Annotated in this window: 23 protein-coding genes; 7 read left to right on the top strand and 16 right to left on the bottom strand. The window is 69.6% G+C overall.

What is annotated here, in order from left to right; translation table 11 throughout:
• The first annotated feature begins 16 nt into the window (after positions 1–16).
• Positions 17–346 carry a cupin domain-containing protein gene (locus Ate02nite_RS39160; RefSeq protein WP_239148031.1) on the top strand — a complete coding sequence of 110 codons (330 nt, stop codon included), beginning with the start codon at positions 17–19 and terminating at the stop codon, positions 344–346.
• Here Ate02nite_RS39160 and Ate02nite_RS39155 read toward each other — a convergent pair.
• The gene (locus tag Ate02nite_RS39155; RefSeq protein ID WP_203812959.1) at positions 334–717 is read right to left on the bottom strand and encodes a MerR family transcriptional regulator; all 384 of its coding nucleotides are present in this window, start codon (positions 715–717) and stop codon (positions 334–336) included. The genes Ate02nite_RS39160 and Ate02nite_RS39155 overlap by 13 nt on opposite strands.
• A gap of 60 nt (positions 718–777) precedes the next feature.
• Between Ate02nite_RS39155 and Ate02nite_RS39150 the strand changes: the two genes are divergently transcribed.
• Positions 778–1473 (top strand): SDR family oxidoreductase, encoded by a 696-nt coding sequence (locus Ate02nite_RS39150; RefSeq protein ID WP_203812958.1) that lies wholly within the window; start codon positions 778–780, stop codon positions 1471–1473.
• Here the strand turns inward: Ate02nite_RS39150 and Ate02nite_RS39145 are convergent.
• A complete protein-coding gene (locus Ate02nite_RS39145) occupies positions 1470–3305 on the bottom strand; it encodes a glycoside hydrolase family 30 beta sandwich domain-containing protein (protein WP_203812957.1) in 1836 nt (611 codons plus the stop codon). The two genes, Ate02nite_RS39150 and Ate02nite_RS39145, sit on opposite strands and share 4 nt — an antisense overlap.
• Positions 3306–3402: 97 nt before the next feature.
• Here Ate02nite_RS39145 and Ate02nite_RS39140 point away from each other — a divergent pair, with 97 nt between their 5' ends.
• A complete protein-coding gene (locus tag Ate02nite_RS39140) occupies positions 3403–4425 on the top strand; it encodes a LacI family DNA-binding transcriptional regulator (RefSeq protein WP_203812956.1) in 1023 nt (340 codons plus the stop codon).
• Positions 4426–4532: 107 nt separating this feature from the next.
• Positions 4533–5795 carry a ThuA domain-containing protein gene (locus Ate02nite_RS39135; RefSeq protein ID WP_239148030.1) on the top strand — a complete coding sequence of 421 codons (1263 nt, stop codon included), beginning with the start codon at positions 4533–4535 and terminating at the stop codon, positions 5793–5795.
• Here Ate02nite_RS39135 and Ate02nite_RS39130 read toward each other — a convergent pair.
• The 14 genes from Ate02nite_RS39130 to Ate02nite_RS39065 all read right to left on the bottom strand — a co-directional run bounded on the left by Ate02nite_RS39130 (position 5792) and on the right by Ate02nite_RS39065 (position 22973).
• Positions 5792–6607, bottom strand: coding sequence for a phosphate ABC transporter ATP-binding protein (locus Ate02nite_RS39130; protein ID WP_438871318.1), 816 nt, complete (start codon positions 6605–6607; stop codon positions 5792–5794). The two genes, Ate02nite_RS39135 and Ate02nite_RS39130, sit on opposite strands and share 4 nt — an antisense overlap.
• 14 nt (positions 6608–6621) lie before the next feature.
• The gene (locus tag Ate02nite_RS39125; RefSeq protein ID WP_239148029.1) at positions 6622–7563 is read right to left on the bottom strand and encodes a sortase; all 942 of its coding nucleotides are present in this window, start codon (positions 7561–7563) and stop codon (positions 6622–6624) included.
• Positions 7564–7568: 5 nt separating this feature from the next.
• Entirely contained in the window at positions 7569–8375 is an 807-nt protein-coding gene (locus Ate02nite_RS39120; protein ID WP_203812954.1) for a hypothetical protein, read from the bottom strand.
• A gap of 13 nt (positions 8376–8388) precedes the next feature.
• Positions 8389–9039, bottom strand: a complete 651-nt coding sequence (locus Ate02nite_RS39115) for a hypothetical protein (protein ID WP_203812953.1) — start codon at positions 9037–9039, stop codon at positions 8389–8391.
• Complete coding sequence (locus Ate02nite_RS39110) at positions 9032–10009, bottom strand: WxL protein peptidoglycan domain-containing protein (RefSeq protein ID WP_203812952.1); 978 nt, start codon at positions 10007–10009, stop codon at positions 9032–9034. The genes Ate02nite_RS39115 and Ate02nite_RS39110 overlap by 8 nt, the downstream gene beginning before the upstream one ends.
• 66 nt (positions 10010–10075) lie before the next feature.
• A complete protein-coding gene (locus Ate02nite_RS39105; protein ID WP_203812951.1) occupies positions 10076–11653 on the bottom strand; it encodes an Ig-like domain repeat protein in 1578 nt (525 codons plus the stop codon).
• A gap of 22 nt (positions 11654–11675) precedes the next feature.
• Complete coding sequence (locus Ate02nite_RS39100) at positions 11676–12656, bottom strand: hypothetical protein (RefSeq protein ID WP_203812950.1); 981 nt, start codon at positions 12654–12656, stop codon at positions 11676–11678.
• Positions 12657–12759: 103 nt separating this feature from the next.
• The gene (locus Ate02nite_RS39095) at positions 12760–15171 is read right to left on the bottom strand and encodes a hypothetical protein (protein WP_203812949.1); all 2412 of its coding nucleotides are present in this window, start codon (positions 15169–15171) and stop codon (positions 12760–12762) included.
• Positions 15168–16787, bottom strand: a complete 1620-nt coding sequence (pstS, locus tag Ate02nite_RS39090) for a phosphate ABC transporter substrate-binding protein PstS (RefSeq protein ID WP_239148028.1) — start codon at positions 16785–16787, stop codon at positions 15168–15170. Before pstS ends, Ate02nite_RS39095 begins: the two co-directional genes overlap by 4 nt.
• Positions 16780–17940 (bottom strand): phosphate ABC transporter permease PstA, encoded by a 1161-nt coding sequence (gene pstA, locus Ate02nite_RS39085; protein WP_203812947.1) that lies wholly within the window; start codon positions 17938–17940, stop codon positions 16780–16782. Before pstA ends, pstS begins: the two co-directional genes overlap by 8 nt.
• Positions 17940–18935 carry a phosphate ABC transporter permease subunit PstC gene (gene pstC, locus Ate02nite_RS39080; protein ID WP_203812946.1) on the bottom strand — a complete coding sequence of 332 codons (996 nt, stop codon included), beginning with the start codon at positions 18933–18935 and terminating at the stop codon, positions 17940–17942. Before pstC ends, pstA begins: the two co-directional genes overlap by 1 nt.
• A gap of 132 nt (positions 18936–19067) precedes the next feature.
• A complete protein-coding gene (locus tag Ate02nite_RS39075) occupies positions 19068–19370 on the bottom strand; it encodes a hypothetical protein (RefSeq protein WP_203812945.1) in 303 nt (100 codons plus the stop codon).
• Between the two features lie 149 nt (positions 19371–19519).
• Positions 19520–21382 (bottom strand): primary-amine oxidase, encoded by a 1863-nt coding sequence (locus Ate02nite_RS39070; RefSeq protein WP_203812944.1) that lies wholly within the window; start codon positions 21380–21382, stop codon positions 19520–19522.
• Between the two features lie 145 nt (positions 21383–21527).
• On the bottom strand, positions 21528–22973 hold the full coding sequence (locus tag Ate02nite_RS39065; protein WP_203812943.1) for an aldehyde dehydrogenase family protein: 1446 nt from the start codon (positions 22971–22973) through the stop codon (positions 21528–21530).
• Between Ate02nite_RS39065 and Ate02nite_RS39060 the strand changes: the two genes are divergently transcribed.
• The 3 genes from Ate02nite_RS39060 to Ate02nite_RS39050 are packed head-to-tail and all read left to right on the top strand — an operon-like array spanning position 22955 to position 24328.
• On the top strand, positions 22955–23197 hold the full coding sequence (locus Ate02nite_RS39060; RefSeq protein WP_203812942.1) for a hypothetical protein: 243 nt from the start codon (positions 22955–22957) through the stop codon (positions 23195–23197). The genes Ate02nite_RS39065 and Ate02nite_RS39060 overlap by 19 nt on opposite strands.
• 10 nt (positions 23198–23207) lie before the next feature.
• The gene (locus Ate02nite_RS49755) at positions 23208–23735 is read left to right on the top strand and encodes a DUF2752 domain-containing protein (protein ID WP_307873299.1); all 528 of its coding nucleotides are present in this window, start codon (positions 23208–23210) and stop codon (positions 23733–23735) included.
• Positions 23736–23749: 14 nt separating this feature from the next.
• Entirely contained in the window at positions 23750–24328 is a 579-nt protein-coding gene (locus Ate02nite_RS39050; RefSeq protein ID WP_203812941.1) for an RDD family protein, read from the top strand.
• Positions 24329–24346: the final 18 nt, after the last annotated feature.

The following is a 24346-nucleotide window of genomic DNA, read 5'->3' as shown; positions in this document are numbered from 1 at the left end:
GGTTAGGCTGCCGGTCATGGAGATCTTTCGCCTGGCCGACGTGGCCGTGGAACACTCACCGGCCGCAGACGACGAGGTGGTGTCGGGCGCGCCGACGCTCGGCAGCACCGCGATCACCACGCTCGGGTCGACCGGCGTCGAGGTCGGCGTCTGGGAGATGAGCGTCGGGGCGGTCCGGGACGTCGAGGTCGACGAGGTGTTCCTGCTGCTGGCCGGGGCCGCGACCATCACCGTCGACGGCGGCGACCCGGTCGCTGTTTCCGCTGGTGATCTCGTGCGGCTGACGGCCGGGACGAAGACGGTCTGGGAAGTCTCCGAGCCGCTGCGGAAGCTCTACATCGCGTAGCTGTCTTCCTTGATCACGCAGCCGCTCAGGTCGGGGCGGGTGGTGAGGTCGATGATCGCGTCGAGGCGGTCGCGGGTCTGGATCAGCTCGGTGATCTGCCGATCGATGCGGTCGCGCTCGGCGGACAGCGTCGCGCGGGACTCCGGTGTGCTGACCTGGGCGTCCACGCACGGGAGCAGCTCGGCGATCGTGCGGCTGGCCAGGCCGGCCGCGTAGAGGTGCTGGATGAGCTGGACCCGGTCGACCGCGGCCTCGACGTAGTGCCGCTGGCCGCTGGGGCTGCGCACCGAGCCGAGCAGGCCCTGCTCCTCGTAGTAGCGCAGGGCACGGACGCTCACGCCCGCCTGGGTGGCCAGCTCGCCGATCCGCATGGGTGACTCCGATCGCAGTTCTTGCCTCTGACGTCAACGTCAGGTTCTAGCGTATCCCTTATGCAGATTTCCGGAGCAATTGCCCTGGTCACCGGGGCTAACCGCGGCATCGGCCGCGAGTTCACCGTCCAGCTTCTCGAGCGCGGGGCCACCAAGGTGTACGCGGCGGCCCGCCGCCCGGAGACGATCGACCTCCCCGGGGTCATCCCGCTGAAGCTCGACATCACCGATCCGGCCTCGATCGCGGCCGCCGCTTTGGTTGCGAGCGACGTCACGCTGCTGATCAACAACGCCGGCGTCTCGACCGGGGCGAACCTGCTCGCCGGCGATCTCGACACCATCCGCCAGGAGATCGACACCAACTTCTGGGGTCCGCTCAACATGATCCGGGCGTTCGCTCCCCGCCTCGGCGGCGGCGCGATCCTGAACGTGCTGTCGGCGCTCTCCTGGTTCAACTACGACGGCGCCGGCGCTTACGGCGCGGCCAAGGCCGCCGCCTGGAACCTGACCAACGGCGTACGGCTGGAGCTGGTGGCGCAGAAGACGCTGGTCACCGGCCTGCACCTGGGTGCGGCCGACACCGACATGATGGCCGACTACGACGGCCCGAAGATCGCGCCGGCCGCCGTGGTGAAGGCCGCCCTGGACGGCATCGAGGCCAACCAGTTCGAGGTTGTGGCCGACGACTGGAGCGCCCACGTGAAGGCGTCCCTGGCCGCCGACCCCAGCCTCTTCTACACCCAGGCGGTGCTCTAGCGGTATGCGCGGACGTCGGCGACCGACCACCAGGCGTCGGCCGCCGCCGTCTGGGTGATCTTCACGAAGCGAACATTTCGCCCGCGCAGGTCACCCTCGACGAATTGTCCGGTTCCTTCGCTGCGCACCGACGTCCAACGCACTCCGTCGGCCGACGCGGTGATCGCATAGCCGCGCGGGTAGTCGCCGGTCGAGGCGCCGGTGTCGAAGACGATCCGCCGCACCGGCTGTGCTCGACCCAGGTCCACCTGCAGATATTGGCCCGGCTGCTGGGCCGCGCCGGTGCTGAAGCGGGTGCTGGCGTCGTCGTCGACCGCGTTGGCCGGGACGTCGCCGGTGCCGGTGGCGGTCCAGCCGGTCGGGGCGATCGGCCGGTCTTTTGAACCGTGGCCGCGCCAGACGAACGTGGCCAGCGAGCCGCCCGGCAGCGTGTAGCTGAACTGGCGGTCGCCGATCCGGACCGCGACCGCCTGCGGGTTGTCGTTCTCGTTGTGCGCGACAAGCACCGTGCTGCCGTCCGGGTTCACGAATGCCACGTCCATGACCTGGCCGTTCCAGCCGGTGGTGCCGAACGAGGTGCTGGCCACCCGGGTCGCGCCGGGCCGGACGAAGCGGGCCAGGTGACCGAGCGTGTAGTACTCGGCGTTTCGCGTCACGGTCGCGCCGACGGTGACGACGCCGGTGCAGGTGCCGCAGCCGCCGGTGTGCGGGCCGTTCGTCTCGTCGAGTGCGAGGTTCCAGTTGACGACGGTCTTCGCCCAGTTCCGGGTGTTGCCGATGATCAGGTTCCGGGCGTGCCACTTCAACGTGTCGGAGAAGGTTGCGCCGGACTGGCTGCCGGAACATTCGGTGAAGTAGATGTCCTTGGCCGGGAACTCGTTGTGCAGGGCGGTCATCGCGCTCGGGTCACCGGAGTAGCAGTGGTAGGCGGTGCCGGCGACCCAGCGGGCGGCCGGGGTCGACAGCAGCTCCTGCGGGTAGTGGTCGATGTCGGCGACCTCGTCCGGCGGGGTGTTGGCAGCGTCGTTCGGGTGCTCATTCCAGTTGTGGTCGTACCCCAGGATCTTGGTTTTCTCGAAGCGCAGCATCGGGCCGAGCTGTTCGATCACCTTGGCCGCCTGCCAGGACGGCAGGTCCATACCGGGGTAACCGGAGGGGGCGCGGTTCTGCGGCTCGTTCTGCAACGTCAGGTAGTCGACGCGGACGCCCTCGGCCCGGTAGGCCTGGACGAATTTCAGCAGGTACGAGGCGTACGCCCGGTAGATCGCCGGGCTGTCGATCAGTCGGCCGCCGATCAGCGACCCGTTGGTCTTCATCCAGGCCGGGGGCGACCACGGCGTACCCATGATCTGTAGTTCGGGGTTGAGTTTTGCAGCCTGGCGCAGCAGCGGCAGGATCTGCGCGCGGTCGTGCGCGATGCTGAAGTGCCGCAACGCGTAATCGGTCTGCCCGGCCGGCACGTCGTCGTAGGTGTAGGCCGGCTCGTCGGTGAAGTCGGAGGCCCCGATCGGCTGCCGCAAGAGGTTGATCCGGTCGTGCGCGAAGAGATCCACCATCACGGCGTCCCGCGCGGCCGGGGCAAGTCGATAGAGAACCGCAGCCGACGAGTCGGTAAGAGACGCCCCGAAACCGGTCATCGTCTGAAATTTCCGGGCGGGGTCGATCACGATCGTGGGAGTTGCGGTGTCGGCGGCCGCGCCGAAGTCGACGGTGCCGACGTAACTGCTGCCGTCCGGCGAGGTGACCCAGACGCGCGCGGCGCCGGGAGCATGCTGCGGCGGCGGCGCGGCGAGCAGGAGTACGGAGAGTAGGGCGGTTCCGAGGCCGGCCATGGGATCTCCCTGTAACAAGCTGAAACAATCATGGAATGTTTCTGATACAGGTAGGTAACCAGCCCGTTCGAAAGACGTCAATGTCTATGCTCGAGTCATGAAACAGGGGCCGGTAACAAGGGTCACCGTCCGCGACATCGCGGCCCACGCCGGCGTTTCCATCGCGACCGTCTCCCGGGTGCTCAACGAGCAGTCGCACGTCGCCCCGGAGACCCGCGACCTGGTGCAGCGCGCGATCACCGAGCTCGGCGGCCGAGCCGTCCCGCGCCGGCCGGCCCCGCCCGGCGCGATCTACGTCCGCTGCCCGTACGTGCTCACCGACTACTTCGGACTGATCGTCTCGTCGATCGCCGAGACGCTCGACCTGCACGACCGGCAGCTGGTGCTGAACGCGGGCGAGGCCGCCCAGCACAGCGACGTGCTGCCCACCCTGGCCGGCCGCACCGGCATCGCCGGAGCCATCATCGTGCTGCCGCCCGAGCCCGGCTCCGAACTGGTCGCGCTGCAGGCGGCCGGTTTCCCGTTCGTCGTGGTCGACCCGCGCGAGCAGGTGCCCCGCGACATCGCCGCGGTGTCGGCCGCGCACTTCGCCGGCGCCCGCAGCCTCACCGGCCACCTGGTCGAGCTGGGTCATCGCCGGATCGGCCTGCTGGCCGGCCCGGACAACTGGCTGGCCAGCAACGCGCGCCGGGCCGGGCACACGTCCGCGCTGGCCGACGCGGGCGTGCTGCCCGATCCGTCCCTGGCGCTGCCCGGCGAGCCGACGGTCCGCTTCGGCTACCAGGCCGCACAACGCCTGCTCGACCGGCCGGACCGGCCGACCGCGCTGCTCGGCTTCAACGACAAGGCCGCCTCCGGCGCGCTGGCCGCCGCGGCCGAGCTCGGTCTGCGGGTGCCCGAGGATCTGTCGATCGCCGGCTTCGACGACATCGACCTGGCCCAGGCGACCCGGCCGACGCTGACCACGGTGCGTCAGCCGCTGCCGGAGATGGGCCGGATGGCGGTCAGCCTGCTGCTCCGCCTGCTCAACCGGCACCGGCTGGACGCGCTGCACATCGAGCTGGCCACCGAGCTGATCATTCGGGACTCGACCGGGCCGGCCGCCAGGATCGAGAGTTAATTTAACTATTAGGGCTCTTAACCTTGTGGCGCGGGACATCGATGCCTGAGGATGTGGTCCAGCGGCGCCGCGTCCCCAACCGCTCTCTCATCCCCGAGGTTCTCACCGTGGCTCGAAAGCTGCTCAAACGCGCCCTCGTGGCGACGATTGCCCTGCTCACGACGGCCGCCACCGGTATTGCCGTCCGGTCGGCCGACGCCGCCGTCGCGGCGGCGCCGTTCAAGGTGCTCGCGTTCTACAACGGAACGTGGGACGCCGCGCACATCGACTTCGACAAGGAAGCCAAGGAGTGGTTTCCGGCGACCGCCGCGCAATACGGCTTCACCTGGGAGGCCACCACCGACTGGAGCCGGCTCAGCGCGAGCGGGCTGTCCGGGGTGCAGGTGGTGATGTTCCTCGACGACGGGCCGCCGACCGAGCGCCGGGCCGCGTTCCAGACGTACATGCAGAACGGCGGCGGCTTCCTCGGCTTCCACGTGAGCGCGTTCACCACCAGCGCGAACGACTGGAGCTGGTACTACAACACGTTCCTCGGGTCGGGGAACTTCGTCTCCAACACCTGGGGGCCGACGGCCGAGACGCTGAAGATCGAGGACCGCAACCACCCGTCCACCGCGGGGCTGCCGGCCACCATCCAGTCGTCGGTCAGCGAGTGGTACTCGTGGAGCAACGACCTGCGGAACAACAGCAACATCGACATCCTGGCCTCACTGGACGCCTCGACCTTCCCGGTCGGGGACGACCCCAACCAGCAGTGGCGCAGCGGGTTCTACCCGATCATGTGGACGAACAAGAACTACAAGATGCTGTACGCGAATTTCGGCCACAACGGCATGAACTACACAACCAATACGCGTACGTCGTCGACGTTCGCAAGCGCACAGCAGAACCAGTGGCTGATCAACGGCCTGCTCTGGCTCGGTGGAGGTGGCACCACCACGCCCCCCACTCCTGGGTTCAGCTCGGTGATCAACAAGAACAGCGGGAAGTGCCTGGACGCCCGATCGGCCGGCACCACCAACGGCACCGCCATCCAGCAGTACACCTGCAACGGCACCGCCGCCCAGAACTACCAGCTGGTGACCACCACCGGTAACTACGTGCGGGTCAACAACCAGGCCAACACCGCCCAGGCCCTGGACGTCACCGACGTCTCCACCGCGGACAACGCCAAGATCCAGACCTGGACCTACAGCGGCGGCCTCAACCAGCAGTGGCAGTCGGTCGCCGAGAGCGACGGCTACTTCCACCTGATCAACCGCAACAGCGGCAAGTGCCTGGACGTGCCGGCCGCCAGCACGGCCGACAGTGTCCAACTGGTGCAGTACACCTGCAACGGCACCGCCGCCCAGAGCTTCAAGCTGGGTTAGCCGAAACGACCGTTGACGTAGTCGGCGGTCCGGGGGTCGACGGGCGCGTTGAACATGTCGTCGGTGGGGCCGGCTTCCACGATGTGGCCGGGGGTTCCCTGCTCGGCGAGGAAGAACGCGCACTGCTGCGACACCCGGGCCGCCTGCTGCATGTTGTGCGTGACGATCACGATGGTGACCTCGTCGCGCAGTTCGGCGATGGTCTCCTCGATCCGGCGGGTCGACGTCGGGTCGAGCGCCGAGCACGGCTCGTCCATCAGCAACACCTGCGGGCGTACGGCCAGGGAGCGGGCGATGCAGAGACGCTGCTGCTGGCCGCCGGAGAGCGCGCCACCCGGCTGCCGCAGCCGTTCCCGCACCTCTTTCCACAGGCCGGCCTTGGTCAGACACTCCTCGACCAGATAGTCCTTCTCCCGGCGGGAGGCCCGGGTGCCGGTCAGCTTCAGCCCGGCGACCACGTTGTCGTAGATCGACATGGCCGGGAACGGGTTGGGCTTCTGGAACACCATGCCGATGTGCTTGCGGGCGTCGGTGACCTTGATGTTCGCGTCGTAGATGTCGGTGCCGTCCAGCCACACCTCGCCGGCCAGCGACGCGCTCGGGATGAGCTCGTGCATCCGGTTGAGAATGCGCAGAAAGGTCGACTTGCCGCAGCCGGACGGGCCGATCAGCGCGGTGACCATCCGGGCCGGCATGGTCAGCGAGACCCGGTCCAGCACCTTGTGCTCGCCGAACCAGGCGGAGATCGAATGCGCCTCCAGCGCCACGGCGTCGTAGGCCGACTGCTTCGGCATTACGGCGGTTTCGGTCATCGGGTGCTCCTCGATCAGATCAGGTTGGGCAACAGCTGGGTGATCTGGCCGGCGACCAGGACACCGAGGAGGCCGAGGACGGGTACGCCGATCAGCCAGGCGTGCCAGGGACCGAGCCGGTGCCGGGTCCAGGCCACCGACAGCGCGGCCGCGACCAGCAACTGTCCCCAGAGGACCAGCGGGATCAGCGCCATCAGGTCGATGCCCATCACGGCGTCCTTGGTCGGCAGGATGGCCGAGCCGATCGCCAGCCGCGGGGTGTCCTGCGCCGGGGTGACCAGCTTGGCGTCGGCCCGCAGCACGTCGGTCGGGGCATAGGCCTGCCCGTCCGCGGTGACCAGGGTGAGTCGTCCTTCGCCGGCGGCGAGCGCCGGTGGTTGCGGTTCACCGCTCCGGCGCACCCCCATGACCTGGTACGCGTGCTCGCCCTGCCCGTTGATCACAGTGATCTTGTCGCCGACCCGGAGGTCGCCGATCCGCGCGAACGGCCCGCCGAACGCGGCGCGCCGGGCCATCAGGACGCTGACCCCCTTCTGACCGGGGAAGACGGTGTCTCGTCGGTGACCCGGACCCCGGCTCAGGACGCCGCCGTCGGTGCCCTCGAAGACCACCTCCTGCACGCCGATCGCCGGGATGCTGATGATCGCGACGGCACTGCCCTCGGCCAGCGCGTCGGTGCCGGCCTCGTCGAAGTGGCTGACCGGGGCGGTGGCCTGGGCCAGCTCGGCCCGGAAGTTGGCGTAGGCGACCCGCTGGGCCCGCTCGTGCGAGAGCGAGCCGAGCACGGTCATCTGCGCCACGAAGCCGAGCGCGAGCGCAGCCAGGATGGTCAGCGCGGTCCCGACCGTGCTGCCACCGGTGAACCGCGGCCGGGGCGGCGGCGGTGGGGTGCGCGGGCGCGGCGCGGGCTTCTCTTCGACCGGCGCCGGCAGCGGCTCGGTGATCGTGGCGGTCACGGTGCTCACCACCGTGCCGGTTGTGGCCGGTCGAAGCGGCAGGTGCCGAGCACGACCGCGCCACCGAGGATCAGCAGCAGGATGCCGATGACGAAGAGCCCACCGGCCGGCGGGCCGGTGACCGGCAGCGTCGCGGCGGCCGCGGTGGTCGTGGCCGTCGCCGTCGGAGTCCGGGTCGCGGCCGGGCTGGTGGTGGCCGACGCAGTCGGACTCGTCGTGGTGTCCGTCGGGTCCGGGCTGGCCGACGCCGACGCCGACGCGGAGGCCGACGCGGACGCGGAAGCCGAGGCCGAGGCGGACACCGACGGCTTCGGCTCGGTCGTGCTGCCGGGATAGACGTTCGCGCCGGTGATGTAGGTGGTGGCGTCGGTGAACTTCATGTACCCGTTGAAGGTGCTCTTGACGACCTGCATGAACGAGTCGATGCAGGAGAGCGTGACCAGGTAATAGCCGGGCTCGACCGAGGTCCGGTTGAGGTCCTTGGCGGCATCCAGCATCGAGTTGCCGAGCACCGCCTCGAACGGCTCGGTGGTGCTGAAGTTCGCCGCCGACGGCTCGGTGATCAGGTAACCGTTGGCGAACTCGCCGGGCCCGGTCACCGTCACGTAGTACTGGTCCGACTCGGCGGCACAGCCGCCGGCCGTCCGCAGTTTCGGTGCGACCAGGTCGGTCTTGCTGTCCGGCTCGAAGGTCAGGGTGGTCTGGAACGCGTCGGCCGCGCGGGCGGGAGACGCGGAGACGAGCGCCATCGCCCCGGCGGCCATCAGGAATACGCCGAGCGTTGCCGCCCAGGCGCGCAAGGATCGCAGCACGGTATGTGCCTCCTCAGGGTCGGGTGGTGGCGGAGCGGCGCCCGATGCGCCGCCCGATCTCGAAGGCGAGCAGGATCGCGGCCACACCGCCGCCGATCCAGCCGACCGGAAGACTCTTCTTTTCCGCAGCGATGGGCGCGGCGACGTCCGCGACCGGCACCGGGGTGGCCGGCGGCGCTTCGGAGGCCGGCGCCTGCTCAGGGGTCGGGGACCCGCTGGCCGGGAGGTCCATGTCCTGGCCGCCCGGGACCGGGCGTTCCGACAGCGCCGTGGTCCGGCCGGACGACTTGTACTTCGTCGGGGACGAGAACGTCAGCTGCCCGGTGAACTCGGCGAACTTGGTGCCGGTGAACGAGTCGGCGCAGAAGACCGACACGTCGTACCGGCCCTGCAGGGTGGTGCCGTTGTCGGCCGCGAAGTCCTTCATCGTCTGCGCGAAGAAGACGTTGAAGCCCTCGGTCCGGGACATCCCGGCGGCCGTCGGCGCGGTCACCACCTGGCCGTCCTTTCCGAAGCCGTGACCGGTCGCGATCGCGTAGTAGGTGTCCGCCGTCGACGGGCAACCGGCCGAGGTCTGCACCACGATCGCGGCGGTGTCGATGCTGTTCGACGGGAAGAACGTGAGGCTGCCGCTCAGTGCGGCGGCGGCCAGGAAGCTAAGCACCGGCGGTCACCCGGCGGCGCCGCCAGAAGCGGAAGCCGAAGCCGCCCCCCACCAGCAGCAGAAGCCCGCCGACAATGGCCAGCAGCGTCCACGAGACGGCCCAGAAGCCGTGGTCCCGGGTGGTCGAGGAGAGCGGCAGCTTCTCGTCGCCGGCCTGGGCCAGGGGGTCGGCGGAGACCGAGCCGGTCAGCCAGATCGCCGGGAGCGCGCCCTTGACCTCGGCGACCATGTCGACCGCGTCGCCGGGCAGGATCTCCGGCACGTCGGCGACGCCGTTCGCGGTCTTCCTGGTGCCCCACAGCGTCTTGACGACGACCTTCTGGTGGGCGCCGAGCCGGACGTTCCCGGTGTTCCGCACGCGGTAGGTCAGCGTGGTCTTCCCGGACGAGAACGGGTTGCGGCTCGGGTGGTAGGCGGCGGTCAGGCCCTCGACGGTCAGCCGCGGTTCGAGCGTGCCGCTGATCCGCAGGTAGACCCGGGAGCCGACGCGCTGGTCGACGGCGACCTTGTTGCCCTTGGCGTCGGTGCCGATCGAGGTGAGCGTCGCGACGATGCCGGCGCTGTGGTCGCCCGGCGTCGCGGTGGCCGGCACCTTCAGGGTGAACGGCACGATGACCTTGCCGCGGGCCGGGACCTGAACCGAGGACCGGGACACGGTGATCCAGGTGCCCGCGTCGTCCGACTTCTTACCGGCCGCCAGCAGGTCGAACCCGCCGGTGCCGGGGGTGAACGCGTCGTTCGCGTACACCTTGAGGGTCAATGGTTTTGTTCCTGGGTTGGAGATCTCCACCTGGTCGGTGAAGACGCCGCCCGGCGTCGCCGCGTAGGCGAACGTGGACCGGCCATCCGGGGCGGTCTTGCCGGTCGGGCGGACACCATAGGTCGCCCGTCCACCGGAGTTGTCGGCCGCGGCCGGAACAGCCGGGACAAGAGCCAGCAGAACACCGAACAGTGCTGCCGTACGCCGCATGGTGACCGTCCTTCGTGGAGCTTTGGGTGTGCGGGGCGGGTGGCGGCCCGCCCCGCACGAGGTGAATCAGATGGCGGTGATGGTGAGAGTGGCCGTGTAGGTGCCCGCCACGGTGGTGGTCGGCGCCTGCAGGGACACGGTCGCGTTCAGGTGCGCGGTGCCCACGCCCTTGCCGGCCGCGGCCGAGGCGAGGGTCCGGCTGGTGGCCAGGCCACGGTCAGCCGGAGCGGCCGCACCCGGGGCGATGGCGTTGGCCGGGTCCACCTGCGGGCCGGCGGTGACGGCCTGGGACGCGCCCTGGTCGACGACCTTCGGCGCCCAACCGAGGTTGGCCGCGTTGATGGAGTGGTTCTTGCCGTCCGAGAAGTCGGACACCTGGCCGGCGACGTTCCAGCCGGCGTTGCCGGCGCGGAGGTCGGTGACGGTCAGCGAGTTGATCGTGCCGCCGGTGGTCAGCTTCGAGGCGTCCGACGTGAGAGCCGGGGCCGGAAGAACAACCGGGGCACTGCTGCCGACGCTGATGGTCAGGGCGCCGCTCTCCACGGTGGTGGAGAGAGTCTGCGACGCGGTGCCACCGCTGAACGCGGTCACGGTGACCGCGACCGAGTCCGACTCGCTGGCCGCGTAGGCCGTCGTGCTGGCCGGCACGAAGCGCGCGGACAGCGCGTGGCTGCCGGCACCGAGGCTGCTGGTGACGAGGCTGGCGGCCCCGTCGGTGACGGTCACCGGCAGGCCCAGGTTCTGGCCGGCGTCGATGAACTGGATCTTGCCCGCGGCGCCGGTCGGGAGGACCGAGGCGCTCAGGGTGATCGGGGTGAACTGCTCGACCGAGCCGCTCGGGTTGACGACCAGCGCCGTGGTGGTGGCGGTGGCGGCCGGCGGGTTGACCACGAGCTGCGAGGCAGCCGAGGTCGAGCCGTTGACGCCGGCCGAGGTGCTGCTGAACACCGCGGTGATGGTGTGCGTGCCGGCGGTCAGCGCCGCGGTCGGCAGGGAGGCCACGCCACCGCTGACGGCAACCGCGCCGCCGAGGTTGTCGGCGCCGTCCTTGAACTGGACCGTGCCGGTGGCCGTCGACGGAGCGACGGTCGCCTTCAGGGTCACGGTGTCGCCCACGTTGACCGGACCGGCCGGCGTGATGTCGAGCGAGGTGCTCGACGGCTGCGACGCGTTCGGGTCGGTGGACTGCCACGCGGTCGCCGAGGTGAAGTACACGGCGGTGGTGAAGTTGCCCTTGACCTCGGTGGTGAAGGCGTCCAGGCAGTTCAGCGTGACGTCGTACTCACCGGCGACGATGGTGGTGCTCAGGTCCTTGGCGGCGTCCGCGAAGGTCACGTTGAACGCCGCTTCGAAGCCACTCTCGGTGGAGAAGTTGGCGGAGGTCGGCGCGATGATCTGGTAACCGGCCGCGAAGGCACCCGGGCCGGTGATCACGGCGTGGTAGGAGTCCGAGTCGGCGGCGCAACCGGCCGACGTCGTCACCCGCGGCGCCACCAGGTCGGTGCCGGAGGTCGGGTTGACGGTCAGGGTGCCCAGGGAGCCGGCCGCGGGAGCGGCCTGCGCCGCACCGACACCGGCGGTGAGGACGGTCGCGGCAGTCGCAACCGTGACGAAAGCGGCGCCCGCGATACGGGAGAGCTGCATTTTTCTATCGCCTTCAGATCGATTACGGCGTGCGGATGGTGGTGTCGCCACACGACGCGTGCGGCGCGAAGCCGTACTTCTTGATCGTGTTGGCGTTCTGGCAGACCTTCGACGTCGAGCCGACGAAGACGCTGGACACGGTGCCGTCGGTGAGCTTCGCGGTCGGCACGACGTTGTAGACGTCGCGGACGCCGATCGAGGAGGTGTTCAGCACGGTCGGCGCGATGCCGTCGAGCTGGCCGAGAACCGACTTGCCGTGCACGTCGCTGACCACGCCGGTGGTCTGCGAGAGGTACTGGGCGATCGAGTAGGGCACGATCTGCTTGGTGTCGGTCAGCAGCGCGCCGTTGTTCTCCTGCAGCGGAGCGCCGGTCGAGTCGACCTCGCCGATGCAGGTGTGGTTGGTCTGCGAGGTGAAGTTCGCGGCGTCGGTGAAGCCGAGGGTCTTCAGGAAGAAGGACCGGGTGCCCGAGCCGAACTGCGGCAGCAGCGGCTTGTAGGCCGTGGTGACGCCACAGTTGTAGATCGTGGTCAGCTGCGCCTTGGTGAGCGTGCGGGACAGGGTCCCGTCGCCACGCACCGCGTAGGTGACCGCGTCCACCGCGAACGGGATGTAGGTCAGGTTCTTACCGGCGTACGACGCGGAGTTGTTGCTCGACGAGCGCGCGAAGTCGAGGCAGTTGTTGTTCGCGTCCACCGACGCCACCAGAGCGGTGACACCGTTACCGGACCCGGCGGGCCGGTTGATGACGCAGCCGGTCTCCTTGGTCTGGATCTGAGCCGAGCCGAACGCGTCGTAGGAGGCGATCTGCTTGACGTTGCTAGCGTCGACGACGACCTGCGAGAGGCCGTTCATGACGCCCTCGGTGGTGTCCGAGCCAACGCCGGCGAGGACGCGGAAGGTGGGCGTCCCGCTCGGGTCGGCCGATGCCGGGGAAGCGGTGAACGCGAGGGCGCCCACCAGCCCGATCCCGATGACAGCCAGGAAGCGTTTGTTCAGCACTGCGGCTATCCTTTTCTGTGCGATGAAGCGCGCCGGGCGGATGCCCGTCGCATGCTGTGGCCAGGAGTAGGCGCTCCTGGCCACAGGCGTCTCGATCGGTGTTTCACCGACCTGTTCTCCGGGCCCGACCGGCCCGCAGCAGGAAGATCGGCCCGGCCAGGGCTGCTACCAACCCGACGGCCAGGGCGATGATCAGGGCATAGCGGAGGTTCCCGACCGGATGTCCGGGGGTCGGGTTGGTCTGGGCGACCGGCACCGGCGAGCCGTGGCCGGACGGCGTGACCGCCGGGGCGGCGAGGCTCGGCTGACTGCCGGTGTTGGGCACCGCCGCAGCCGTGGTCTTGGCCGGGGCCGGCACGCCGGTCCCGCTGCCGCCGCCGACCGGCGGGGTGGTCGGGGTGGCCGCCGGGGTCACCGCCTTGCCCGCGGCATCCTCGATCTGGGTGGCGGCCCGGACGGTCAGCGCCCGCAACGCCTCCGGCAGCGGCGCGTAGCCGTACGGCAGGGTGCCGGGCTGGACGCCCGGGGTCTGCCCGCCGGCCGCCGCGTACCGCAGCAGGTCGGCGTAGTCCGCGCCGGCCTCGGCGGTGATCGCCGACGGCACGGTGCCCGCGTACAGCACGGTGGTCAACGGGTACGCCGCCGCGTTCGGGCTGGTCATGCTCGGTTCGAGCACGTTCGGCACGGTCGCCGACTGGGTCATCGTGGTGACCCCGGCGACCAGGCCGGCGGTGGTGGGCGCGACGAACGCCCCGGTGTGGTTACGCAACTGGGCCATCGGCAGGCCGTACCGATCGGCGGTGGCCACGTCGGTGACCGCGAGGACCGCGCGCTTGCCGGGGGCCTGCGGGGTGCCCTTCTTCCAGCCGATGACCGCGCCGACCGCGTCCCGCGAGGTGGCGTTGCGCACCAGGGTGTCGCCACGGGCCGCGTACCGGGCGGCGTCGTGCATGTTGTTGGCGTACGGGTGCATGTCGAGCGTGCACCAGTCGTGTTCCTGCTGGTCGTCGGCGCGCAGCGGGATGCAGTACAGGTCGCTCTTGGGGAAGTTGTCCTGCGGCCAGCTCTGCGACGAGTAGACCGGGTTGACCTTCATGCCCCACGGGTCGGGGCTGCCGGTCAGGAACGCCCGGGCCTCGGAGTCGGCGAGGATCCACAGCCACAGCCGGGTCGCCAGGTCGCTCTGGCCGAGCGGCACCAGGATGTCGCCGATCGGCAGGTCGAGCTGCTTGGCGTAGTCCGGGTTGAGCGCCTTGAACTCCGGGTCGGCGCTGATCGTCTGCGGGTTGTTCCGGACCGTCGTGCGGGTGATGTCGGCGCCGGACCGATAGGACTGGGTGAGCAGCTTGGCGATCAGCCGCGGGGTCAGCTTGAGGTCGGATAGTCGCCGGCCCTCGCGTAACCGGTCCTCGTCGGTGGCGTCGAAGCCGGACTGCCACTCGATGTTCAGCGCGATGGCCAGGCCGGAGACCGCCACCGGCGCATAGACCTGCGGTGCGGTGGTCGAGGGCGCGGCCGGCGAGTTGACGAAGACCATGCCCGGATCGGTGCCGGTCAGGCGGGTGCGGGCCATGTCGTCGGTGACCTGCGAATATCCGTACACCGTGGCGCTCGTCCCGGCGCAGAGCGTCGGCTGCCAGCGCAGCATGGCCTCGGTCATCGCCTCGGCGCCGACGGTCCGCCGCTCGGCCGTACCGATCGGGCAGGCCTTGCCGATGGTCTGGAACTGCAGCGGTACGACGATCTTGTTGGCCCAGTTGGTGGCCTCCAGCGGCGACGAGTCGAGCCAGTTGTGCGGCCGCTTGTCGCCGGTGCTGCCGTTGATCTCGGTCTCGCCGCGCGGCACGATCACCAGGAAGCAGGGCCGGGCGGTGCCGTCGGTCAACTCCTCGCCACAGCCCAGGCCGGGCGCCTCGGTGCCGGTCTGCACCTCGAAGAACTCCTGGCCGGTGCCGTTGGCCAGGGTCCGGCCGTACGGGATCTCGTTTGTCGTGCCGGCGTCGAAGAACTCGCCGCCGTTGCCGGCGGTGACCGTGCCGCCGGTGACCGAGCTGAACGGCACGAACGCGTTCTCCCCGGCGGCCGGTTTGATCGGCTCGTTGGGGTCGGTCCAGTCCTTGTCGACCCCGTTCTCGTCCTTCACCTTGCCGAAGTTGCCGCCGTAGCTGACCTGCCGGGTGCCGGTCCAGACGCCGCCGCGGGTGTCGGTGAACAGCGCGCCGTACTGACACTGGGTCCGGTCCGGGCCGGTCTTGACGTCGCCCCAGCACTGCATGATCTGCAGGTAGTTGAGGAAGACGCTGGTGTCCACGGTGGGCTTGCCGCCGGTCCAGGAGACCGTGACCACCTGGTTGATCAGGTTGGTGGTCTGGCCGACCGTGACCTTGAGGTCGGCGAACTCGCCGGTGCCGGAGACGGTGACCGCCGTACCGTCATCGGCCTGTGCCCCGGCCTGCGGGAAGACGGTAAGGGTGAGTGCCACGGCGATGATCGCCGCGATCCAGCGGCGGGTCATGGCCGGCCTCCACGATTGAACAAGCGGGCCACCAGCGGCGGGCCCACGGTGAGGCCGAGCAGCAACCCGCAGGCCACCACGATCAGCACGGTCTTGAGGGTCGGGTCGAGTTGCGAGGTCAACGAGACCGGGATGGCCGTCGCGGTGTCGGTGCCGCCGCCGTCGCCGCCACCGATCGCCTGGCCGGTATCGGGGTCGACGGCGCCTCCGCCCGAGGTATCAGTAGCGGTGGCGGCAGACGAGACCGACGACGACGGTTTCGCACCCGGCGAGGTGGTCGCGGTCGTCCCTTTACCCCCGGTGTTCTTGGTGCCGCCGGTTGTCGGGGTGTTCGCCGTCGCGCCGCCGGTTCCGGTGGCGCACTGGGTGGTGCCGACCTTGTCGCAGGCCTGCGGGAACGGCGCGGTCTTGGCCAGGGTGTTCGACCCGTCCTTGGAGAAGGTCGGGTTGTTGCACTTGGCGATGTTGACGTTCTGCGCGTCCACGCCCGGGATCCGCCGCACCTGCTCGAGACCGGCCTGGACCAGGTTGATCGGCAGCGGCGAGTAACCGAGCTGGTCAGCCTGTTGCTGTCCCTCGCAGAGGAAGTAGTAGGAGAAGTCGCCGAGGGTCTTGCCCTTGGCCACCTTGAACCGGGTGTTCTCCTGGTCGACCGGGATCAGCATGTAGCTGTAGCTGGACAGCGGGTAGGTGCGCGCGTCGGTGTTGTTGTAGACGCCGCTCAGATCCTGGGTCAGGTAGTCGCCCGAGTTCTTGTCGGTATTGATCTTCGCGGCCAGCAGGGCCACCGCCACCGAGCGGGCGGTCGGCTCGACGAAGTAGTCGCTCTTGTTCCGCAGCTTCGCGACCGGGAAGTGCAGGTTGAGCGCGTAGGAGTACTCGACGTAGGTGATCGCGCCGACGCTGGAGGCCTGCGAGACGTACCCCGCGACGCCGGTCGAGCTGGACTGCGCGGTGGTCGCGCTGCCCGGGATCACCGGGTAGAGCGAGGTCACCCCGCACGGCGTCTTGCGGCCGGCCTTGGCGCAGTACGCGTTCCAGATATCCGGGTACTGGTTGACCAGCCAGGTGGTGAGCTGGGCCGTCGTACCCGAACCGTCGGACCGGACCACCGGCACGATTTTGCGGGCCGGCAGGACCAGGCCCGGGTTGTCGGTCTTGATCGCCGGGTCGTTCCAGTTGGTGATCACGTTCGTGAAGATCTTGGCGAGCGTCTCGCCGGAGAGCCGGAGGTTCGTCACCCGGTTCTTGCCGATCGTCAGGTTGTACATGAACGACGTACCACCGGCGACGATCGGCATGTAGGCGAACGGGAACTTCGGCCGGGCCTCGGTGGCGGCGCCGTCGTCCTTGCCGTACGGGATCTCGGACACGCCGAAGTCGATGAGGCCGCTCGCGAACTGGTTACGACCGCTCGTCGAGCCGACGCCGTCGTAGTTGATCCGCATGCCGTACTGCTCGACGTTGGACGCCCACTGCCGGATCGCGTTCTCCGACCAGGTCGAGCCCGCGCCGTTGATCGGCACGTAAGCCGCGGCCAGCGCCGGCACCTGGCCCGAGAACACCAGGGCCAGCACCGCGACCGCCGCGAGGACGACCCGGATTTTCCTACTCACTGTTGTTCTCTTCCTGCTGTAAGCGCGGGGCGCGCTTCGTGAACCGGGTGACATCCCGCGCCGACGCCCGGGTCCGCGCTCGCTGCTGACGCTTGGACAGGTCCTGCGGGCCGCGGCCGCCGATCAGCCGGGCGATGATGAACAGCAGCAGCACCAGGCCGAGCAGCAGCGCCGCCGTGCCGAAACCGCGTGCCACCACGCTGGGCTGCGGCGACTTGATCAGCGTGAAGGTGGCCAGCGGCAGCGACACCTGCGGTCCGTGGAACGGGTCGGTGTTCAGCGCCGCCGAGTAACCGGCGGTCAGCAGCACCGGCGAGGTCTCACCGATACCGCGGGCGGTGGCCAGGATGACCGCGGTGGCGAGACCCGGCCGTGCGGTCGGCAGCACCACCGTGCGTACCGTCTGCCAGCGGCTCGCGCCCAGCGCGAGCGACGCCTCCTTGAGGTTGCCCGGCACCAGCCGCAGCACCACGTCCGAGGCCCGAATCATGATCGGCAGCATCATCACGCTGATCGCCAGCGAGGCGGCGAACCCGGACTTCTCGAAGCCGAGGATCAGCAGCACTGTCGCGTAGATGAACAGACCGGCCACGATGGACGGCAGCGCGGTCATCGCCTCGACGATGGTCCGCACGAAGCGGGTGAAGCCGCCGCGCAGCTCGGAGAGGAAGAGCGCGCAGAGCAGACCGAGCGGGACCGTGATGATCAGGGCCAGGCCGATCTGCTCCAGGGTGCCGACCACCGCGTGCAGGCCGCCGCCGACGGTCAGCGGTTCGAGCGGGCCGGCCTTGGTCAGGTCCTGGGTGAAGAAGTTCAGGTGGACAAGCGCCTTGTAGCCCTTGAACAGTGTGAACGTGACCACAAAGACCAGCGCCATGATCAGCAGCGCGGCGATGCCGTGCACGATCGCGCCGACCAGCCGGTCACGCACGGCCGGGCCGTCGCCGTCCAGCCAGACCAGGGCGGCGTAGAGCGCCAGGAACATCACGAACGAGACCAGGACGAAGCCCAGCAGCCCGGAGAACGGCGCCAGCCAGAAAAAGATCAGCGCGGTGATGCTGACCCCGGCCGCGGCAGCGCCGAGCGCGACCAGGATGTCATCGCTCGCAATGGTGCGGGTGTCCCGTCGGACCTCCGGGGTTTCCGTCGACATCACGCCTCGCTTTCGGCGCCGGAACGGGACCGGGCCACGATCGAGCCGGCCGCGAAGTTGACCACCAGGGTCAGCAGGAAGAGCGCGACACCGGCGGCCATCAGCGCGGAAAGCGCCATCGGCCCGGACTCGCCGTAGCGCAGCGCGATCAGGGCGGACACCGAGTTGGCGCCGTTCTGCAGCACGTGCGGCTGGATCACGAAGACCGGCGAGATGATCAGATAGACGGCGATGGTCTCGCCGAGGGCCCGGCCGAGCCCGAGCATGGTGCCGCCGATCATGCCGCCCTTGCCGAACGGCAGGACGACCGAGCGGATCATGCCCCAGCGGGTGGCGCCGAGCGCGTACGCGCCCTCCCGCTCACCGATCGGGGCCTGGGAGAACGCCTCCCGCATGATCGAACAGATCACCGGCGCCACCATCAGCGCAACGACCAGCCCGGCGATGAACGTCGACGAGGTGTAGACGGTCTCGGTGGCGAGCGGATCGCGCGGGTCCGACCCGGTCACCTTGAACAGCGGGAACCAGCCGAGGTAGGTGGACAGCCAGCGGGCCAGGCCGATCACGTGGGCCTGCAGGAAGGCAAACCCCCAAAGGCCATAAACCACGCTGGGTACGGCCGCCATCAGGTCGATCATGTTGATCAAAATGCGACGCACCCGGGCCGGCGCGTACTCGGAGACATAGAGCGCCATCCCGGTGGCGAGCGGCACGGCGATGCTGATCGCCACGGTCGCGATCAGGATGGTTCCGGTGAGGACGGCGGCGATGCCGAAGCGGCCCGAGTCCGGTTCCCATTCCTCGGTGGTCAGGAACGACCAGCCGGCGGCGCGCAGCGCGCTGATCGCCTTGGTGAACAGGAACGTACCGACCATCGCCATCAGCACCAACACGGCCGTGCCGGCCAGGCGCAGCACCACGCGGAAGACGCGGTCCTGCCCGCCGGACGGCCGGAGTCGGCGTCGCTGTTCCGGCGCTACCAAAGCGTCGGTCATTACCTGTCCCGCCCTCTGTGACTCAGGAGTAACTCTGTGCGGGCTCAGCGAAACGAGGCCGGTTGGACACAGGACCGGGCTTCGGTGAACGACGGACGAATGCGAACCATGGTTTGCCGCCGTAACGGGCAATCAGCGACGGGACTGATCCATACCGGCCAGTTCGGCATCCGGAATCAGGACGACGACAATCGAGGCAGCCTGTTCGGCCTGGATGCGACGCTGATAGGCGCGGCTGGAGAGGGCGACGACGGTCTCCCCGGCGGCGATGCGCCAGCTCCAGGTGGACGGCCCGGCCCGATGGATCGAAACCCGCAGATCGCCGGCGTGCTCCTGGAGCCAGCGCACGGCGGCTCGACAGGCGGCGGCATCGGCGTACGCGCTGGCGGCCCGGCCCAGGTCACGATTGTTGGTCGCCAACAGGCGCCAGCTCATCGAGCCGTCCGTCCGGTGTTTCAAGATCCTAAAGCGCGCTGCAGCCACCCGCCGGATCTTCAGGGCTTTCCGTACACAGCCGAAACACAGTGAGTTAACAGCAGACTTTAACCAAGAGAAGAGCCCGCATGCGGGCTCTTCTCTTCACCTCAGTGACAGTGCCGGGCCGCCGACTTGGGGACGTCGAGGGCCGGGTTGCGATCGAAGAATCCGTACGGCTTGAGGGTGAAGCCGGCGTAGTCGACCGGCATGATCGGCCAGTCCTCGGGCCGCGGGAAGTGGGTCAGGCCGAAGGTGTGCCAGACGACGATGTCCTCGCCGTCGAGCGGCCGGTCGGCCGCCGTCCAGGCCGGCAGCCCCGCCCCGGCGAGGCTCTGATTGACCAGGTCACCGGCCGGATAGCGCTCGTCCGGCGCGTACTGCGTCACCCACAGGTGCTTGGTCGCGAACGTCGCTCGCTGGTGGATCGACGACGAGTCGTCGGCGAGCAGCACCGGCAGACCGGCCGGGTGCAGGGCATAACCCACCGGCTGGCCGAGCCGGTTCTTGACCTCCGGGTTGACGATGTGCCAGACCCGGCCGGCGGCCGGTTCGGCCAGCCGCTGCGCCGCCGATTCGCTGGCCAGGCGGGTGGTACGGCGAGCGAAGGCGTTGCCGTACGGGTTTTCCGGCCCGACCGGCACCCGCACCGCGTCCACCTCGTCGACCGCGTTCCGCACCCCGTCCACCGTCATGTCCAGGCGGGCCGAGAAAAGATGCTGATGGAACGGAGCGCCGAGACCGGGCGCGATTTCCGTGGCGTACGGGTAACCCTCGCCCGGATAGGCCGAGGTGAATACCACTCCGGTCGCCTTGCATTCGAGCTGAATGGTCCCGTCGAGGTACAGGTACCAGTAGAAACCGTAGTCATAGTTGCCGATGGTCACGAAGAACGAGATCACCAGCCGGCGCTGACGACGGGTCTCGGCCATCTCGTTGAACAGGTCGGTGTGCTTCCACAGCACCCCGTAGTCCTCCTCGTGCATGCAGATCGCGTTGCGGATCTCCCGCGGCGCGCCCTGCTCGTCGGCGAGGGTGGCGTCGAAGTAGTGGATTTCGCCGAGGCAGTCGCAGCCGAGCTCGAGCGAATTCGTGTACCGCGCGAACAGGTATTCGCCGGTGTCGAAGTAGTTCTGCCAGAACCGGGCCGGCGACGGGTCCGCGTACGGGACCACCATCTCGGCGATCGAGGCGCGGTAGACGATCGGCCGCCCGTCGAACGAGATCTCGTTGAGGATCAGCCCTTCGCGCATGTCGAAGCCGATCCGCAGCCGCCACTTCTCCCAGGTCACCACGTCGTCCTCGACCGCGAAGCTGGGCCCGTCCGGCTGGGTGATCTCGATGGCCTTGAGCGTGTCCCGCGGCGGGACGTCCCACTCGGCCTTCTCCCGCGGAATCGGGTGGTCCTGGTGGTCGTAGACGGCGTGCGCGGTGCGCGCGGTCAAATCCACATAGGCGACAAGACCATCGATCGGGTACGCCCAGACCAGCTCTTTCGGGTCGGGCTGGTGGAAGGCCAGCACCCGGATCATCCGCTTGCCGACCTCGTCCTCGTAGTCGAAGTTGCCGGCCGACAGCGGACAGGCCCGCACCTCGTCGACCGGCAGGTTGCGCTTGACCAGGGCGGCCAGCCACTCCGGCGACTCGGCCAGGATCTCCTCGATGACCATGAACTCCTCGTCGAGGATCGGCATCTGGCCGCCGAGCTCCGCGTCCGCCTCGGTGATCGAGGCGATCGCGCCGGCCGTGAGGTCGACCAGGCAGTCCCGCCCGAGGCCGGTGGCCCGGTCGAGCAGCAGCACCCGCACCTGGCGCGGCACCGCCGTACCGGCCAGGACCAGGCGCTTGTCCGGCTCGGCGAGCCCGACGTAGGCGAATCGCGTGCTCTCGGCCAGCGCGCCGGCCTCGGCCAGCACCTCGCGGGTCCGGTCGATCTCGGCGGCGGTCAGCCGGGCGAGGGGGTGAGAACTCATGACGCGGCTACCTCCAGTGTGGGCAGTGAGCTGCGTCAACCTATCGCCCCGCCCGGCCCGCCCGGAAGATCAGACAGTGCGCAGCGCCTCGGTCGGCACCATTACCCGCCATCCCTTGTTCTGGCCGGTCCATGAAGCGGGCTGGTCATCCGTCGCCGCGCCGCGGAATGCCCCACGGATTCGCCCGCCGCAGCGCCGGGGGCAGCGCCGCGTCCGGGGCGTCCTGGAACGTGACCGGACGCAGGAATCGTTGCAGGGCCTCGCTGCCGACCGAGGTGTGGGCCGGCGCGGTGGTGGCCGGCCAGGGTCCGCCGTGCTGCTGGGCCCAGCCCACCGCGACGCCGGTCGGCCAGCCGTTGACCACGACCCGGCCGCATCGCCGGGACAACCGGGCCACTAGCGCCGGGAGGTCGGGGTCGTCGGCCGCGGCGTGCACGGCGGTGGCCAGGCTGCCCGGCAGCACGTCGAGGACGGCGTCCCGCTCGGCCACGTCGGCATATTCGGCGACCAGGGCCACCGGCCCGAAGACCTCCTCCAGCAGGGCGGGATTCCGGCGCAGGCGGTCCGGTGTGACGGCCAGGACGGCCGGTTGCGCCTGCCATCCAGATCCAGTTCCGGGCGTACGGGCAAGAAGGCGTGCCCCGGCACCTTCCAGCCCGAGCACCCCCTCGCCGAAGGTCGCCGCGATCTGCTCGGTGAGCAGCCAGCCCTGAGGTTTCGCCTGGTCCAGGGCTTTGGCCACACGTTCGGCCAGCCCGGCGGGCGCCAGCAGGAGGCCGGGTTTGGTGCAGAACTGTCCCATCCCGAGGGTGAAGGAGCCGACAAATCCGGCGGCCACCTCGTCCGGGTCGGCGGTTTCGGTGACCACCGCCGCGTTGACCGTGCCCATCTCGGCGAAGACCGGAATCGCCTGCTCCCGGGTCGCCGCCTGCCGCCACAGGGCCAGCCCGCCGCGCTGCGAACCGGTGAACGCCACCGCCCTGATCTCCGGGTGGGCGACCAGCTGCGAACCGGCCGCGAACCCGGCGACCAGGCTCAACGCCCCGGCCGGGGCGCCCGCGCCGTTGAGGGCGTCCCCGGCCAGAGCCGCCAGCGCGGCCGACAGCCGCGGGTGCGCGGGATGCGCCTTGACCACGACCGGGCAGCCGGCCGCGAGGGCGGTCGCCGTGTCGTGCCCGAGCACCCCGAACCCGAACGGAAAGTTGCTGGCCCCGAAGACGGCGACCGGCCCGAGCGGCACCCGCATCCGCCGCAGGTCGGGTCGCCCGGCCTCGATGGTCGCGCCGAGCCAGCCGCCCTCCCGCACGACCGACGCGTAGAACCGGATCGTCTCGGCCGCCCGCCCGGCCTCCCCGGTGAGCCGGGGCATGCCGAGCCCGACCTCCTCGTCGGCCAACTCCGCGAGGTCGTCCCGGTCGGCCGCGAGGGCCGCCGCGATGGCCTCCAGCCAGGCGGCGCGCTCGGCCGGCCGGGCCGAGGCCACCTCGTCGGCGGCGGCGACGGCCGCGGCGACCGCGTTGTCGACCTGACCGGGGGTGGAGTCGGGTGGGGCCGCGACGGCGACACCGGTGCGTGGGTTCCAGGAGCTCATCCGCCTACCTTGCGCACGGCCTCGGTGAGCACGTCAAGGGCATCGTCGAGCAGATCCGGGGTTTGCGGTCGGCGGTCCTCGGCGTACTCCTCGGGGGTGATCTTCCCGCGGGTGTCGCGGAGCGGCCCTTGCGGTTCTTCGGCTTCGCACCGGACGATCGCCTGGCGTCCGCTCAGGACCGCACGGCTCTGCTGCTGGCCCTGCTCTCCCGGAAACTAACTTGAAGAATGTCTAATTAGTCGGAAAATTGGCCTGTCGGTTGGCCGTCACCTGCGCTTTTGGGGCTCGCGCGGTGCGGAATCCGCCGATTACTATCTCCGGGCCATCGAAATTGGAGATCACGGGGGTGTCTTCCTGCGTACCTTCTCCGTCCCGGAGCGAGTCGGCGGATTCGGCCTGCTCGTCGGGGTCGGTGCTGCGGTCTGGCCGGTCCTCACCGACCACACCGGCGCCTCCCTGCCGTGCCCGCTGCGCACGCTGACCGGCGTGCCGTGCCCGGCCTGCGGTCTCACCACCGCCGCCATCGCCCTCGTGCGAGGCGAGGTCGGGGCGGCGTTCGGAGCAAATCCTTTGATCTTTGGCCTGGCGGCGCTCGTCGTCGCCGTGGTTCCGCTCGTGGTGTTACGTGCCGCGGGCGTCCTGGGGCCACCACGACCGTGGTCGCCGAACAGGCGACGGTGGGTCGCACGGCTCATCGGGCTGCTCGCGGTCGCGAGTTGGCTCTTCCAACTGCATCGGCTCGGCTTCGGCCGGGCCACGTAAAGGATCAGCGAGAGATGACTTACCCACCGAACAATGACCCGTACGGCAACCAGCAGCCCCAGTACGGCCAGCAGCCGCCGCAGTACGGCCAGCAGCCGCCGCAGCAGCCCTATGGCCAGCCGCAGCAGCCGCAATACGGTCAGCCGCAGTACGCCCAGCCGCAGTACGGCGCCCCGGCGGGCTACGGCGCGCCGGCGGTCAACCTCGCCGGTTGGGGCCCGCGTGTCGGCGCCTTCCTCATCGATGCGCTCTGCGCGGCTCCGTTCTACATCCTGGCCGGCGTGCTCGGCACCGGGGACAACGGTCTCAACGCCTTCTACTTCATCTTCTGGCTGCTGGGCCTGGCCGTCCAGGGCTACAACCGCTGGTTCCAGGCCGGCAAGACCGGGCAGAGCTGGGGCAAGAAGGCTCTTGGCCTGCGCCTGGTCGGCGAGCAGAGCGGTCAGCCGATCGGCGCTGGCCTGGCGTTCGGTCGCGACATCACGCACATCATCGACGCCCTGCCCTGCTACATCGGCTACCTGTGGCCGCTGTGGGACGAGAAGAAGCAGACGTTCGCCGACAAGATCCTGAAGACGATCGTCGTCAAGTAATTGCCTGAGGGTGCCGGC

The sequence above is a fragment of the Paractinoplanes tereljensis genome (assembly GCF_016862435.1).
Classification (GTDB): Bacteria; Actinomycetota; Actinomycetes; order Mycobacteriales; family Micromonosporaceae; genus Actinoplanes; species Actinoplanes tereljensis.
Note: the sequence above shows the minus strand (reverse complement) of the source record. Positions and strands in the feature narration are given on the sequence as shown.

Coding starts and splice junctions, on each gene's coding strand:
- Ate02nite_RS39155 (WP_203812959.1), bottom strand. CDS start 717: ATGCGGATCGGCGAGCTGGCCACCCAGGCGGGCGTGAGCGTCCGTGCC.
- Ate02nite_RS39145 (WP_203812957.1), bottom strand. CDS start 3,305: ATGGCCGGCCTCGGAACCGCCCTACTCTCCGTACTCCTGCTCGCCGCG.
- Ate02nite_RS39110 (WP_203812952.1), bottom strand. CDS start 10,009: ATGCGGCGTACGGCAGCACTGTTCGGTGTTCTGCTGGCTCTTGTCCCG.
- Ate02nite_RS39130 (WP_438871318.1), bottom strand. CDS start 6,607: ATGACCGAAACCGCCGTAATGCCGAAGCAGTCGGCCTACGACGCCGTG.
- Ate02nite_RS39075 (WP_203812945.1), bottom strand. CDS start 19,370: ATGAGCTGGCGCCTGTTGGCGACCAACAATCGTGACCTGGGCCGGGCC.
- pstC (WP_203812946.1), bottom strand. CDS start 18,935: ATGACCGACGCTTTGGTAGCGCCGGAACAGCGACGCCGACTCCGGCCG.
- Ate02nite_RS39070 (WP_203812944.1), bottom strand. CDS start 21,382: ATGAGTTCTCACCCCCTCGCCCGGCTGACCGCCGCCGAGATCGACCGG.
- Ate02nite_RS39150 (WP_203812958.1), top strand. CDS start 778: ATGCAGATTTCCGGAGCAATTGCCCTGGTCACCGGGGCTAACCGCGGC.
- Ate02nite_RS39065 (WP_203812943.1), bottom strand. CDS start 22,973: ATGAGCTCCTGGAACCCACGCACCGGTGTCGCCGTCGCGGCCCCACCC.
- pstA (WP_203812947.1), bottom strand. CDS start 17,940: ATGTCGACGGAAACCCCGGAGGTCCGACGGGACACCCGCACCATTGCG.
- Ate02nite_RS39095 (WP_203812949.1), bottom strand. CDS start 15,171: ATGACCCGCCGCTGGATCGCGGCGATCATCGCCGTGGCACTCACCCTT.
- Ate02nite_RS39050 (WP_203812941.1), top strand. CDS start 23,750: ATGACTTACCCACCGAACAATGACCCGTACGGCAACCAGCAGCCCCAG.
- Ate02nite_RS39140 (WP_203812956.1), top strand. CDS start 3,403: ATGAAACAGGGGCCGGTAACAAGGGTCACCGTCCGCGACATCGCGGCC.
- Ate02nite_RS39105 (WP_203812951.1), bottom strand. CDS start 11,653: ATGCAGCTCTCCCGTATCGCGGGCGCCGCTTTCGTCACGGTTGCGACT.
- Ate02nite_RS39160 (WP_239148031.1), top strand. CDS start 17: ATGGAGATCTTTCGCCTGGCCGACGTGGCCGTGGAACACTCACCGGCC.